Below are 14063 nucleotides of genomic sequence, written 5' to 3'. Positions count from 1 at the left end.
TTTGTATCCGGCGAAAAATTACCAGACCCTGCCGTCCACGCGTTTCGAACTCTTTGCCGGGGAAAGTTTTCGCATCATCACCTCGGACTTTTGCACATTTTTGTAAAGAGTATCTCCACCCGAGATGACCGCGAAGGCATCGTTCTCTCCCACGCAGCGAAGACCGGAGTGCGGCTCGTAGGGAAGGACTAAAAGAAACTCGACCGGATCGCCGTATATCTCGGACAAAAGTGATTTTTTCGCTGCGATCTCGGAGAGGAAACCTTTGGTCCCCGCAGAACCTGAGATCACTTCGCCGAAGATCCGAACACCGTCACTGGTTTTAATAAGAAGATCCATCTCCGCAGCGACACGGCCCTTCATTTTAAATCGAATGCCGCCGTCCCGCGAGTACCAAAGACCGTCGGGGGAGTATTTATCATAGGGAATATACTCCGCATCGGCAAGTTTCGCAGCAATAGAGACAATTAAAGAGGAATTCTCCGATGCGCTCAAAAGAAGTTCATAGGAAAGTGCTTCAAAAAATTCGCCGACCGCAGAAGGATGGAGGGGATGTGCCTCGTCGTAAAGAACGGCGCGACACGATTTGGGGAGATGATGGACCGCACGGCGGATATGGGATAGCGTGACCTCCTCCGCAGACAAAAGCCCGGCAACCTCGGACGCAGACATCAGCGGTGCGTGAAGTAGGCGATCACTTTTCCATCATTCACGGCATCGATCTTGGAAAAGCCGACTCGCTCGAACTGAACGATCCGGCCGAGATACCCAAGAACTGCCGGCTCAGAGAAGCCTTCCTGGATGCCTTCCGGCGTAAGGAGCGAGCAGGGAGCTGCCGTTTCCGTTGGGAGCCACTGAACGATCGCCGCCTTTTGAGAACGGGCCTCGGCAAGCGAATCACCCGCATACTCGGCAGAGTTCGGACCTGTGATATTGATATTGAACAGATCCTTGAGTCGAAGCATTCCGCCTTTTTCCATCTCACTCTTCGGCAGAAGAACGCGGCCCGTGAACGGAAGAACGCGTTCTCCCCGCTCGGGCTGATTCGGATACACCGGAGCATGGGCCTCGGTCTTTGGGGCGCCGGCGATTTCCACTTCAACAGCATCCGGAACGAAGAAATACCGATCCGCGCCGGCATCGATCACCGCTTTGTTCTGGGCAAACAGATTTTCCCAGGAGAACGAGATATCCGTATCACCCATACCGATATCGATCGTGGCAGCGCGAACTGCCTCCGGCTGGATCCCGCGGCGGGCAAGAGCGCGAAGCGTTCCAAGATGGATATCGTCCCAGCCGGTGTAGAGACCTTCGTTGATCCCTTTGCGCATGCCGGAGGTGGAAAGTTCGAGTCCAGCAATGGACATCCTTCCATAATGATAGAAGTACGGCATCTTCCAGCCGAAGTAGTTGTAGATATACTCCTGACGACGGGTGTTTGCGATATGATCCTTGCCGCGGATAACATGCGTCATCCCAAGCAGATGATCGTCGACCGCCACCGAGAAGTTCATCAGCGGGTAGACGAAGATCGCCGGCTTTCTCGGGTGGGGCGTGCTCGTTAAAACACGCATCGCGGCAAAATCACGGACGGCCGGATCCGGATGGGCGATATCGGTCTTGACCCGGAGCGTGATTTCTCCTTCGGCATACTTTCCGGCAAGCATGTCGTCGAATCTTTTCAGATTCTCTTCAACGGAGATCTCGCGGCAGGGGCAGGCGATCTTCTTGAGCTTTTTCTCGCGGAACTCGTTGTTGTCGCAGGTACACATATACGCCCCGCCGAGTTCGAGGAGTTTTCGTGCATATTCATAATAGATCGCAAAACGATCCGACTGATAAACCACATCGGTGATCCCGATCCCAAGCCATGCAAGATCCTCGGAGACCATCTCGTATGCAGACGGGTCAACGCGTTTTGGATCGGTATCTTCGACACGGTAGTAGAATTTCCCGCCGTATTTTTTCACGTAGTAGTCGTTTAGAACCGAGGCGCGGGCGTGTCCCAGATGAAGCGGACCGGATGGATTGGGCGCAAAACGCATGACGACCCCTGATTCTGCGTTTGGAAGATCGGGAAGTTCATGGCTCCTCTCCTTCTTCTCATGCATCTTTTCTATTGCTCCGGGATTGAGAGACATCAGTTTCTCTTCGCGTTCTTCAATCGAAAGAGCGGCGACTTCTTCAAGGATCTCCGGGATGAGAGCATTGATCTCTTTTGCCTTGCTTCGAAGTTCGGGGTGGGCACCCATCACGCTTCCAAGAATCGCGCCGGCACGGGGAACGGCCTTGTGTTTAACCGCGTTTTCCAGTGCCAGGACATATATATCGTTTCGAATATCTGCATCTGCCATGTTGAGTAGATAGTATTGGCGGGATGGAGTGTTTATACTTACGGCTTTTCGGGTTTGCAGAAAAAAGGTGTTCGCTAACAGGGTCGAACAAAACAAAATTCGCGTTCTAAAACCGCCAGCTCTTCACGCGTGTTGATATTGAACGCGAGACCAGGTTCATCGAGCAAAAGACAGAGTTCATCCTGCACCTCGGCAACGAGACTTCCCATGAAAATATTGAGCGCACACGGCGTTGCTGCGACCCCGTCGATCTCCTCGCGGTATCTTGGCTGCATGCCGTATCGTTCGCAGAGTGTAAGCGGGACCCAGGTCGAACATGCCGGTTTGTCCGAGGAACGATATGAATCGAGCACATGTTCGATAATATCGGCCGTGAGGCAGGGGATGTCGGCCGCTGACGTAAAGAGCGGGCCGTCTTCTCCGGAGATTTCCACCGCTTCACAGAGATCCTCGACATAGCCAGTTCCCTGCGTATCGATGAACGCAACATCGTTTGCACGGCACCAGTTCCGGGTAAACGGGGTTTTATAGGACGTGACGACGATCGGCTCACACCCCGCTTCGGTGAATGCTTCAAGCACCCAGGCGATCATCGGCCGGTTATGGACCATCACAAGAGCTTTCTCGCCGAGGCGGAGCCTGGAACCCTCACCGCCGGCAAGGATCAGCGCAAGCATTCTCTCAGTGCCTCCACGACACGGAGGTTCTTCTCCCGGGTTTCGATCGAGATACGAATCGAGTCGGGCAGACCAAAGGATGTGCAGTCCCTAACCAGAACACCGTGTTTCAGCATCGCCTCGGTGAACGCGGCCGCATTCCTGCCGAGATGCACTAGTATATAGTTTACCGAACTTGGTGCAAAAGTAAGCCCGAGTTCAGCAAGGCGGGCGAAGTACCACTCCCGTTCCCGCGATATTTTTTCTGCAGAATCGACGAGTTCATCGTAGTGGTCGAGAGCCTGCATGGTAAAGGCTTCTGCAAATGCGTTCACCGCCCAGGGGGTTCGCACCGTTTCGATTTTCTCAATCAGATCCGCCGGACCGAACCCGAAACCAAATCTTATACCCGGCACCGAGAAGCATTTGGTGATCGAACGCATCACAAAAAGATCGTCCGACCTGATATCCGAAATAGACTCATCGCGTGCGGCAAGTTCCATAAATGCCTCATCCACGAAGAGACGGGAATTCTTTTTCGTACAGTCATCCAAAATAGCAAGCATTTCATCACGGGATGTCAGAATACCTGTCGGGTTGTTTGGATTACAGATGATCCGAAGATCCGCATCCCTGCCAGGGATGATAAGAGCGCCGGCAAGTGTTGCGGAAAGCGCATACTCACCAAATGTCGGCGGATCAATCCTGACGGGAGATTGACCGGAGAGAACAACGCTGCAGTAGACGCGAATAAGCTCCGCCGAGCCGTTTCCAACGCAGATCTCATCGCTGCGGCGGGAAAAGACACGACCAATTTTATCCTTTAACGCACTATATGTATCATCAGGATACTCGCAGAGATCAACATCCCTGAAATCACAGGAGATATGAGGTAAAAATGGATTCATGCTTGCACTCACATCAAGAAGATCGGGGCCGTATTTCTGGCGTAAAGCGATAATCCGGCCGCCGTGCACCGCTTTCTCAGGGAAATATTTCTGCATTTTGTACTATAAACTTGGTTTCTTGCGGCATAAATAGACCACATATGGAAACTGATTTTGTTTTAACACACGAATATCACACGATACATTTATATATACTAACATCCAATTAGATTTTGTCCAAGATCAGACGTCAGCTTAATGTCTTACAAATGTCAGACAAATGGCAGACAAATGACAGACATTTGTCAGAATGGAGTAAAATGGACCGAATCACCATACGCCTACCCCCGCAGCAGGTCGAACTGCTTGAAAAACTTGTCGAATCAGGCGAGTTTCCCACCGTTTCCGAAGCAGTACGATATGCAGTAAGGGAGTTCCTCTCCCAGAGAGGAGATAGGATTATGCGTGACAGTGATCAGATCTCCACGTTTGACGCACGATTATAAGAGTAAAATTATTGGGGTGTTTACAAAAATGCAGAGTATTATCAATGAGGCACTGAAGAACTCGGAGCTCGAAAAAGGAATGCAGACGACATCGATCGTCGATGACGACGACATGCTCGGACAGCCGAGAATCGTCATTGTCGGATGCGGAGGCGCAGGAAACAACACGATCAACAGACTTCACAACATGAAGGTCGCAGGATCCGAAACCATCGCAATCAACACCGATAAGCAGCACTTGGACATGATCCAGGCAGACAAGCGCGTTTTGATCGGCAAATCCCTGACCCGCGGACTTGGTGCAGGAGGATTCCCCGATGTTGGCCGCCGTGCCGCCGAGATGGCACGCCCGACCCTTGAAGAGATCTTGAAAGATGCCGACCTCGTTTTCGTCACCGCAGGCATGGGCGGAGGAACCGGAACCGGATCGGCACCAGTAGTCGCACAGATCGCCAAAGAGCACGGAGCCATCGTCATTGCAATGGTAAGCTATCCATTCCAGGTAGAACGGGCGAGAATGCTGAAAGCGGAAGACGGTCTCGAGGCAATGCGCCAGGCAGCAGACTCCGTAATCGTTCTCGACAACAACAGACTCAAAAACTTCGTACCGAACCTGCCGCTCGGCCAGGCATTTTCCGTCATGGATCAGCTCATCGCCGAGACTGTTAAAGGCATCTCCGAGACGATCACCGAGCCGTCCTTAATCAACATCGACTACGCAGACGTTCGCGCCATCATGAGCAAAGGCGGCCTTGCAGTCATGCTTGTCGGAGAGTCAAAACAGCAGAACAAGGCCGAGTCCGTTATCCGCGACTGTCTTGCCCACCCGCTTCTCGACATCGACTTCCGCGGAGCAACCGGCAGCCTGATCCACATCACCGGCGGAAACGATCTCACGCTCCACGACGCAGAAGAGATCGCACAGCAGCTCACCTATGAACTCGACCCGCACGCAGATGTCATCTGGGGAGCAAGAGTCCGCAAAGATTTCGAAGGAAAAGTTTCCGTCATGGCAATCATGACCGGCATCCAGTGTCCCCAGGTCCTCGGCGGCCACTCGGTCAGCACGTTCCAGGTCGGCAACACCAGCTCAAACAAATCCTCACAGAGCCCCTCGGCATCTTCCACCCATCAGCAAAATACCGCGACTGCACGCAGCGGTTCCTCGTTTGACTGGATCATGTAAACCAACTCAACCAAACATCAGTTTCACACACCACTCATACATACACAAGGGGGAAATCGGACGCCAAAAGATATACCGTCACCATACCCCCACAGGACATATATCCGGGCAGATACATATCAATAATCTGCCCGTAAACACCCGACCCGCCGATATATGGGTTGAGGTGAAAAGACTGTTTTTCACAGGAATTATACGACACCTTTATTTCTCCATACCACCACTAATTATAGGAAAGTCGTATATCTGCGGAGTCGGGTGATTCCAAAGGATCGGCCGCCGGTACAGGAGATTGAATACTATCATTGAAACTTTGCACTTGTTTTTACGTCATTTTTCATGCATTTTGGTATCTTCTCCAGCGCGGGCGACCTTTGGGACCACCCCTCTGCGGACGGCTGCTCAGGATAGGTAAGAACGTTGACCGAAGATCTTGTCGATAAAAGAAAATTACTCCTTGAAGAGTCTGAAGAACACAAAGCAAAGCGTAACGAGTTAAACTCCCAGGCAAGCCAGTTTGCCCGCGAAAGAAACGAGTTAAACAACGCAACCCGCCAGTATGTCGAGGACGCACAGAAAAACAAAGAGCTCCGTGACCAGTCCAATAACGACGTTCAGTCCCTGAAAGAGAAAAGGAACGAGTTAAACGACAAGGCAAACACCCTCTTTGAAGAAATCGATGCCCTCAGAGGAGAGCAGGGAACCGGTTCGGCGGCACAGAGCCACGAAAAGAAGCCCTCGGCAAAAGACATCCAGCGTCAGATCGACCAGCTCGAAGAGAGACAGCAGACTGAGTCGATGTCCAAAGAGAAGGAAAATGAGCTTGTTGACAAAATCAAACAGCTCAGGACCGAACTCAAGGACCAGGAAGTCGAGCACGAACAGAATAAAGAAGTCCGCACCCGCTTAATCGAGGCACGCGAATTCCGCAAGCAGGCATCCGCAATCCACGCTGAAGTAACCGAGAAGGCCGAACTTGCCCAGAAACACCACGACCTCATGGTCGAGTGCTACAGGAAGGCAGACAAATCACGGGAAGGCGCAGACGCAAAACACAAACAGTTCGTCGAGGCACAGGAAGCTGCAGATGCAGAACACAAACAGTTCCTCGAATGCCAGAAACAGCTCCGTGACTATGACAAAGTCTTAACCGGCATCCGCTCAAAGCAGAAGAAAGTCAAGAGCGTAAAAGAGAACAAGTCCGCAAGGAAGGAAGCAGAAACCATCTTCAACGCATTCAAGAGCGGAGAGAAGCTCACCACCGAGGACTTATTAAAACTTCAGCGCTCAAAGCTTATCTGAAGTTTTCAAATATAACCTATATTTTTTCCCGCTTTTTTCCCACAGATATTTAATCCATAAATGGTAACTGTATAACAATGAGGGCACGGACTCTTATTCTGAGCATTGACAGAGATGACGACGTGGGATATAAGGCCGGCGTGGAGAGCCCCGCGGTTGGAAGGGAAGCCTGCCTCGATGCGGCAATACGCCTTGGAACAGCTGATCCTGAAGATTCCGATACGAATGCCATTTTTCAGGCCATAAAAACCTACGATGAGCTGAAGGAGAACGGCGAAGACGTGGAAGTCGCCGTGATCGGTGGAAATCACATGAACATGCTCGAAGGGGACAGGAGAGTCAGCGAGCTTCTTGAACAGGTCATCGAAACCACCGGTGTGACCGAATGTATCCTCATCTCCGACGGAGCGGAGGATGAATACGTCCTCCCGATCATCCAGTCCCACATCAAAGTGGCGAGCGTTGTCCGGGTAATAATCAAACAGCTCCCGAACATCGAAGGCACATATTATATCATCAAGAAACTGATGAACGATCCAAAAATCGCAAAAAGCGTTCTGCTCCCAATCGGTTTCGTCCTTCTTCTCTACGCTCTTGTTGCCCTGCTTGCACCCGGCGTTTCCGCAACTCTTGTGGCGGTTGGAATCATCGGTATATATCTCCTCTTTAAGGGATTCAATTTTGACGAGTACTTCATTTATGCAGGACATGCGGTCATCGAATCATTCAAAAAAGGCCAGTTCTCCTTCGTTGCCTATCTGGTAGCCGTGATCCTGGTCATCGGAGGTGTCATCTCGGGACTGATGAGCGTAATTACCAATTACCCAAACTCGGGAGATGTGGGTGTCCTCTACCTTGCACTGACATTCCTCTTTGGAGCGGTCATCTGGGTCATCATCGCCGCCCTTGTCGCCGCCGCCGGAAAGATCACGGATTACATCCAGAATAATCAGGAAGGTATTTCCAGAATATTCGTCGTGCCGTTCTTTGTCGTTGCCATAGGAATGATCACTTACGGCGCCGTGATCTACTTCCTCTCCATCGCACCGGTAGAACCATTTCCGTTCACCACTACAGACGGGATCATCGCAATGATGCTTCTTACCGTCACCGGCCTTGCAGTCGCTTTTATGGGCATCTACTTCAGACCCCGGGTGCAGAAAAGAGTTCAGACCTGGATGGAGATCCGGGAGAGACTTGAGGAAGAGGAAACATCAGGAAATAAAGGAAAACCCGTATATAAAAAAGTAAAATACTAATAGGACTTACGCGGTGTTAATCACAATTCAATTCGGAAGGGAGATTGTCCGGTTTGGACACCTGAATTTGACAGTTTGTGGAAATACCACTTAATGAATACCCCGAGATTTTTTTTCAAAAGCCTTGATAACCGCTCTCGTGAGTCACCTACTTTTCAGAATAAATCTCCAATATTCCATATATTTTTTTGATTAATGGGTGCGGGGTGTGACTGCGGGTTGGACGCTGAAAGCGGCCGACCTCAGCTGAGCAAACCAAAGGTTTGCGATCCGGCGCGGAGCCCGACGCGGTGGAGATATCGTATGTCGAGGGCTCACGTTAACGTTCTGCTTAGCTAATCTGTCGTTGAATAGTTAGAATGGAAGGGATTAGGGGTTATGAAATATATTTTGAAGGGAAGTGGCTTAGGAGTATTATCTCAGTCTCATACTTCCCGAATTGAATCTCCACCCCAACACCGCATACGTAATATCTGAATATTCCATCACCATAGAACTACACGGAAACATATAGGGCCATGGCAGATAGGATATGACCGCCGCGTCGGGCTCGCAAATCAGATATTTGCTCAGCTAAGGTCGCCGGCTATGCCGTCGATCCGCCTCCGCGCCGGAGTCGCCCTCCCGCACCCATTAATCAAAAAAATATATGGAATATTGGAGATTTATTCTGAAAAGTAGGTGACTCACGAGAGCGGTTATCAAGGCTTTTGAAAAAAAATCTCGGGGTATTCATGAAGTGGTATTTCCACAAACTGTCAAATTCAGGTGTCCAAACCGGACAATCTCCCTTCCAAATTGGATTGTGATTAACACTGCGTAAGTCCTATCCTAAATATCCTTTTTTTCGAAGACGGTCACGGATAGTTTACTGGAAGTATCCGAAACCTTTCGGCATGACCTGCATATTGGTATAAGTCTTGGTCTCGGTCGGGCCAAGGACAAAGGTCAGTTTCGGGATGACGGTGCCAAACGTGTGAGCAGGATACCAGTACGATCCATCCCCATAATCGATCACTGCATTTTTCACAGTGATAATCGCACGGCTGTTGTCGACATATGCGTAGGTCACGACCTGGGAATCTTTTCCCGTCTCCGGATAGCCTACCACGGAGAGGACACGATTTTTCAGATCCTGTTTGCCGAAAAGAAAGACCAGAAAGGCGATCCAGGGAGTAACGGAATAGTGCACGGTAATCTCGACATCAGTTCCCGAGGGAATCACCTGCATCGAGTCAACGGTCAGATACCCGTACCGGTTAGATCCTTCCACAAACACGGAGGTGTTATCATCATTGACCGTCTGATTGTCATCGGGAAGCGTGATGACCACACCCTGGTCTGCCAAAGCCTGACCTGGAACGAGCAGAAGCAGGAATGCGGCAATCATGAATAACGACAGGAACCGGGTGAAGTTCATTGTGATACGTATGTCGCGATAAGCAGATAGTCTTTTTCCCTACTCGAAAAGAATCGGCACGTCTTTGAACGAATCTCCGTCAAAAAGGCCGCGAGGCGTGATTCTGAGATGAGGGATCACCGTAAGAGAAAGGAATGAAAGGCTCATGAACGCAGTGGGGGAGGCGCCGGTCGCCTGCAGTCTCTCGGCAAGCCCATCCATGCGGACAAGGAGTTCTTCATACGAAAGGGGCGTCATCAGCCCACCGCACGGAAGAGGGAGAACGGTGGTAATTCCGTCGCAGACGACCGCCATTCCCCCGCCGCTGTCTTTTACCGCGGTGACGGCTGAAATGATCTCCTCATCCGTGACACCGGCCGAAATGATATTGTGGGCATCGTGCGAGATCGAAGCGGCGATGGCCCCTTTCACAAAGGAAAATCCTTTCACGAGTCCCACGCCGAATCCTGCGGACCGGTAGCGGTCGACACTCACGACCTTATGAACGCTGCCGACCTTCGAGCTTTCAAGAGCCTCGGTTATGATCTCTCCCGGGACAAGTCCTATGACCCGGAGATTTCCCGTTGGAAGAGCAAGTTCCTCTTTTGTCGGGATACGGCAGGAAAACGGCGGGCAGATACACTGACCTGCCGGGCCCGGTTTTGGGATGGAAGAGGCCAAAACGCCGCGTTTATAGACGCTCGAGACGCAGAATTCCGGGCCGTCCTGCAGCACGCAGAAATCCGCGAGGCGACCGGGGGCGATCATCCCGCGGTCGGCGAGACCAAAACAGTCGGCCGCAGAAAGGGTCGCAAGCCGGAGAGCCAGCTCCAGACTCATCCCGGATTGTACCGCGATTCGGATACAGTGGTCGATCGAACCTTCCCGGACCCGGGAATCCGCATGCCGGTCGTCCGTGCAGAAACAGCACCGGGCGGCGGTCACATCGTTCACGATTTTTGAGAGAGCGGCAACATTTTTCGCAGCATCCCCTTCGCGGAGAAAAACACACATCCCAAGAGAGAGTTTTCGTTTGCTTCCAGAGCGGAGATACACTCATGATCCGTTTTTATATGGTGAGCTGCGTATCTGCAGAGCGCTTCGCCGGAGAGTCCCGGTGCATGCCCGTCGACGTGATCGAAGACGGCGAGTTTAGCGAGAACTTCCGGATCGTCAAAAAGAACGCCCGGAACATTCATCATCTCGCCAAGACCGATGACTGCTGGAGTATTTTTGTATGAGGCCACGTCTTCTGACGAGACGACGGCCCCTCCTTTGTCCAGCGGCGTCGCCGGAACGCAGGAAGGGATCATGAAGAAGATATCCGCCGGAGAACTTTTTGCATCCTCAAGCATGAAATCGATACCGGCGCATCCGGACACATTTGCGATCTCGTGAGGATCCGCGATCACCGTTGTCACGCCGCTGACAAGAGAAAGATGACCGAACTCGCGAGGGGTAAGAAGAGAACTCTCGATATGCACATGGGCATCGATCAGGCCCGGGACAACCTGTGCTCCGCAGAGATCATGCACGGTCTCCCCAGTTAGGGACCCTGGTTTTCCAACGAGCTTCACCATACCGTCTTCGACGGAGAATGATGCCTGCTGCCACTCGCCGACGGCAGGATTAAAAAGAAGGGCATTATCGAAGATCTGCGTCATGCAATCACAATGTTCTGGATAAATCCGGTGATCCGGCGGGTTCCGTCATCACGCTCGAGAACATAGATGAACACCTTGTACTCGCCCGGGGGGAGATCGATCTGGAAGTCGGTGGTAAAGTCGCCTTTGGTCAGCGTGCCTAAGACCGACTCGGATTCACAGACCTGCGTGGAGCCAAGAAGCGTGTCCTGACGGAAAATATTGTACTGGAACCACACATCTTTTTCTTCACCGTCGTAATGGATCGGTGTCGTCAATACGCCGTTTTCATAGACCGAAGTCCCTGCTGTAAGCGTGGTCCCTCCGGTCAGTATCAGGATGAGAGCGATGGCGGCAACAATACATACAACGCCGCCGATGATCAGCAGATGCTTTTGTTCCATATCCCGGCTCAGTCAGCCCTCTCAACGGTAATTTTGACTTTGTCGCCTGCTTTGAGACCGGAGCCTTTGGGGACATCGATGTTGAACCAGTGAGGACCCTGCTGCGCCATAAGGCAGTCCTTTTCCCCGTCGATATCGGATACGAATTCTAGGGTTTCCACTATCTCAAAAATTTTAACAGCCATACTAACATAGAGGAAAGGAAGAGTAATTAAGTTTGTTGTTTTCGACGGAAAACAAAAAATGAGGGGATGGATGATATGGATTATTAATATTGCATGGATTTGCTCGTTACCATCCAGGTGGTACTGTTGGAGTAACTCCAGCGGCTGATGTCCAGCTCGTCGCAAATTTCGGAGAGGATGGCGAGGTTGGTCCCGACTTCCTTCGAGGAGAGACCGAGATCTTTAGCGATATACTTCGCTTTAAAGAATCTTCCACCCTTGGATACACCTGCTTTCAGGTATCCGAGGATCTTCGCCTGGGTTTCATTGTATCTTTCAAGAATTGTTTTAGGTTCGGCCATTTTGACTTACCTCACGTAAGTATTGAATCTTTTACATTATAAAGATATTGTTACGTTCTTCGTAACATGTATGTATAGAAGAAAAAAAAGAGATCCGGGTGTTTAAAGGGAAGTTACGGGGAATTCCGAGATCTTCTCGATCATCTTCTCGATTACCTGGGCACGCATACCCTCGACAAATTTGATACTGCCGACAACGAGGTGACCTCCGCCCGAGATTCCGGCTCCCGGCATTTCGTCACGCATGGATCTGACCATCTGCGGAATGTTCATTCGAACACCCCGGGATCTGATGACCGCAAAGTCCGGGCCGAGACCAAGCGTGACGACAGGTTCGTCCACGTACTTCTTGCAGAGGATATCGTGCACTTCGCCGGAGGATTTTCCCGGAGGCGGGAAGGTGAACCGGTGGGCAAACATCTCCACATCGGCAAGGAACAGATTCGCACCTGAGGTGAGTTTCTGATCATGGATGTGGGGCATCATCGTGTTCATCTGATCCTCGATCGCGGCATTCGCCTCGGTGACGAGGAGGTTCACGAGTTTTGCATGACGTTCGGGAGCGTTGTTGATATTGAGGATGTCTTTGACGATCTCGCGTCCGTCATTGAATCTGAGCCAGTACTGCTCGTAATCAAGAGACAGGGCCATGTCTTTGCATTCATCGCGGGTGTATTGTCCTTCGATTAAGGCAAGATAGGAATCGAGTTCTGGGGCCTCGCTTCTGTCTGCGACTCCGGCTACCGCCGGGAAGTGAAGAATGCGGGACTCGACGGCCGGGTTGATCAGCCGGGCGATTTCCGTTCCAAGCATACCCGCGGTGACGCCGAAGTCGCCGCCGACATGATACGGGTTCACGTGGGAAAGGAGATACTTGTCGATGGTGTCGTCAGGGTGGTGGTGGTCGGCAACGATCACGTCGAGACCATACACCTCAGTCATCTTGTAGGACGGCATGTCCTCTTCGGTCGAGCCGTTGTCCATGAGAAGAATGAGCGGAAGTTTCTGACCGAACCGGACATTGTCTTTGAGCATCATGTCCAGATCTCTGGTCACGTCCTCGATCTCATAGAAGGGAGCTTTCGAGGGCGAGCGGCGCAGAAGGAAGTTGTCCTGATCCGGATCCCCGCCGTTGTCCCGGATGAACTGGGTCACGGCAGTTTCGACGGAGACGGCGGCACAGATTCCATCGGCATCCGCGTGGTGACGGATGATGATCGGCTGCTGGGTCAAAACGGCGCGGCGGACGATCTTGGCGAGTTTGCGCATCTCGGGCCAGAGTGCTTCGATAACTTCGCTTTTAACGAGGGGGGTGACTTCCGGCGGCTCAGCGCGTGCTTCAAGAGCACGGTTGATCCGTCCGCGGACATTGTCGGCTTCCTCACCCTTAAGGACCTGCATCCCGGAGACCTCGATCTGCATCTGGTTGTTTCTGCGGGTGGCTTCGCCGAATACTCTGACGATGTCGCCGAGATTTACTTCGGGATAGGAGCGGACGCCTGCTTCGGTGAAAGCCGCCGCATCCTCGACACCCGAGTCATCGCAGATGGTAAAGATGGTCGGGCCCGACGTCTGTTTGATCTGGACGACGTCCGCTTCGATCGTCACGTTTCTGCCGATCTTTGACACAAGATCGGAGAGTCTCGTAAGCGTGATCTTCTTTGCAACGAGCTGGGTCTCGTAGCTTCCTTCGGGGATCACAACCTCTCTGAGATCGATGTTTCCGTTGGGGCGGACCTGATTGACAAGAACGACGATCGAATCGCGTTCATGTTTTTCGGTCAGGACATTGCTTTTATGCAGGAGACCTTTGGTCCTGTCGTTTAACTGGACGAAGGTGCCGAACGTCGCGAAACCCTGGACTTTGCCGATGTACATGTTGCCTTCAACAATGTCATCCACTTCACAACCCGGGCCGAGCCGGTATACGATATCTTTCAT

General features: G+C 51.8%; 15 protein-coding genes. 4 read left to right on the top strand and 11 right to left on the bottom strand.

All coding sequences use genetic code 11. The features are described from left to right. Positions 1–18: 18 nt before the first annotated feature. The 4 genes from MLAB_RS03915 to MLAB_RS03900 form a co-directional block, all read right to left on the bottom strand. Positions 19–672 (bottom strand): hypothetical protein, encoded by a 654-nt coding sequence (locus MLAB_RS03915; RefSeq protein WP_011833120.1) that lies wholly within the window; start codon positions 670–672, stop codon positions 19–21. Next, entirely contained in the window at positions 672–2354 is a 1683-nt protein-coding gene (locus tag MLAB_RS03910) for a glutamate--tRNA ligase (RefSeq protein WP_011833119.1), read from the bottom strand. Before MLAB_RS03910 ends, MLAB_RS03915 begins: the two co-directional genes overlap by 1 nt. Positions 2355–2428: 74 nt before the next feature. Further along, on the bottom strand, positions 2429–3031 hold the full coding sequence (locus MLAB_RS03905; RefSeq protein ID WP_011833118.1) for an NTP transferase domain-containing protein: 603 nt from the start codon (positions 3029–3031) through the stop codon (positions 2429–2431). Continuing rightward, positions 3019–4014, bottom strand: coding sequence for a pyridoxal phosphate-dependent aminotransferase (locus tag MLAB_RS03900; RefSeq protein WP_011833117.1), 996 nt, complete (start codon positions 4012–4014; stop codon positions 3019–3021). The genes MLAB_RS03905 and MLAB_RS03900 overlap by 13 nt, the downstream gene beginning before the upstream one ends. Before the next feature lie 203 nt (positions 4015–4217). Here MLAB_RS03900 and MLAB_RS03895 point away from each other — a divergent pair, with 203 nt between their 5' ends. The 4 genes from MLAB_RS03895 (at position 4218) to MLAB_RS03880 (ending at position 8150) form a co-directional block, all read left to right on the top strand. After that, positions 4218–4403: a ribbon-helix-helix domain-containing protein gene (locus MLAB_RS03895; protein WP_011833116.1), complete on the top strand. Its 186-nt coding sequence runs from the start codon at positions 4218–4220 to the stop codon at positions 4401–4403. A 28-nt stretch (positions 4404–4431) separates the two neighbouring features. Continuing rightward, positions 4432–5589: a cell division protein FtsZ gene (gene ftsZ / locus MLAB_RS03890; RefSeq protein ID WP_011833115.1), complete on the top strand. Its 1158-nt coding sequence runs from the start codon at positions 4432–4434 to the stop codon at positions 5587–5589. A 420-nt stretch (positions 5590–6009) separates the two neighbouring features. After that, positions 6010–6891 (top strand): coiled-coil protein, encoded by an 882-nt coding sequence (locus MLAB_RS03885; RefSeq protein ID WP_011833114.1) that lies wholly within the window; start codon positions 6010–6012, stop codon positions 6889–6891. A gap of 77 nt (positions 6892–6968) precedes the next feature. Then, complete coding sequence (locus MLAB_RS03880) at positions 6969–8150, top strand: DUF373 family protein (RefSeq protein WP_011833113.1); 1182 nt, start codon at positions 6969–6971, stop codon at positions 8148–8150. Positions 8151–9018: 868 nt separating this feature from the next. On the opposite strand, the gene MLAB_RS03875 is transcribed toward MLAB_RS03880, so the two are convergent. From MLAB_RS03875 to MLAB_RS03855, 7 genes are all read right to left on the bottom strand, one after another. Then, complete coding sequence (locus MLAB_RS03875; protein ID WP_011833112.1) at positions 9019–9570, bottom strand: hypothetical protein; 552 nt, start codon at positions 9568–9570, stop codon at positions 9019–9021. 39 nt (positions 9571–9609) lie between these two features. After that, positions 9610–10605 carry an adenine deaminase C-terminal domain-containing protein gene (locus tag MLAB_RS09950; protein WP_245525981.1) on the bottom strand — a complete coding sequence of 332 codons (996 nt, stop codon included), beginning with the start codon at positions 10603–10605 and terminating at the stop codon, positions 9610–9612. Further along, positions 10500–11213: an amidohydrolase family protein gene (locus tag MLAB_RS09945; protein WP_245525980.1), complete on the bottom strand. Its 714-nt coding sequence runs from the start codon at positions 11211–11213 to the stop codon at positions 10500–10502. Before MLAB_RS09945 ends, MLAB_RS09950 begins: the two co-directional genes overlap by 106 nt. Further along, entirely contained in the window at positions 11210–11596 is a 387-nt protein-coding gene (locus MLAB_RS03865) for a hypothetical protein (RefSeq protein ID WP_011833111.1), read from the bottom strand. Before MLAB_RS03865 ends, MLAB_RS09945 begins: the two co-directional genes overlap by 4 nt. Before the next feature lie 8 nt (positions 11597–11604). Then, a complete protein-coding gene (locus tag MLAB_RS09815; protein ID WP_011833110.1) occupies positions 11605–11781 on the bottom strand; it encodes a hypothetical protein in 177 nt (58 codons plus the stop codon). 83 nt (positions 11782–11864) lie between these two features. Next, positions 11865–12122 carry a DUF7123 family protein gene (locus MLAB_RS03860; protein WP_011833109.1) on the bottom strand — a complete coding sequence of 86 codons (258 nt, stop codon included), beginning with the start codon at positions 12120–12122 and terminating at the stop codon, positions 11865–11867. Positions 12123–12224: 102 nt separating this feature from the next. Further along, complete coding sequence (locus tag MLAB_RS03855; RefSeq protein ID WP_011833108.1) at positions 12225–14063, bottom strand: DHH family phosphoesterase; 1839 nt, start codon at positions 14061–14063, stop codon at positions 12225–12227.

The organism is Methanocorpusculum labreanum Z (assembly GCF_000015765.1).
Lineage (GTDB): Archaea > Halobacteriota > Methanomicrobia > Methanomicrobiales > Methanocorpusculaceae > Methanocorpusculum > Methanocorpusculum labreanum.
Note: the sequence above shows the minus strand (reverse complement) of the source record. Positions and strands in the feature narration are given on the sequence as shown.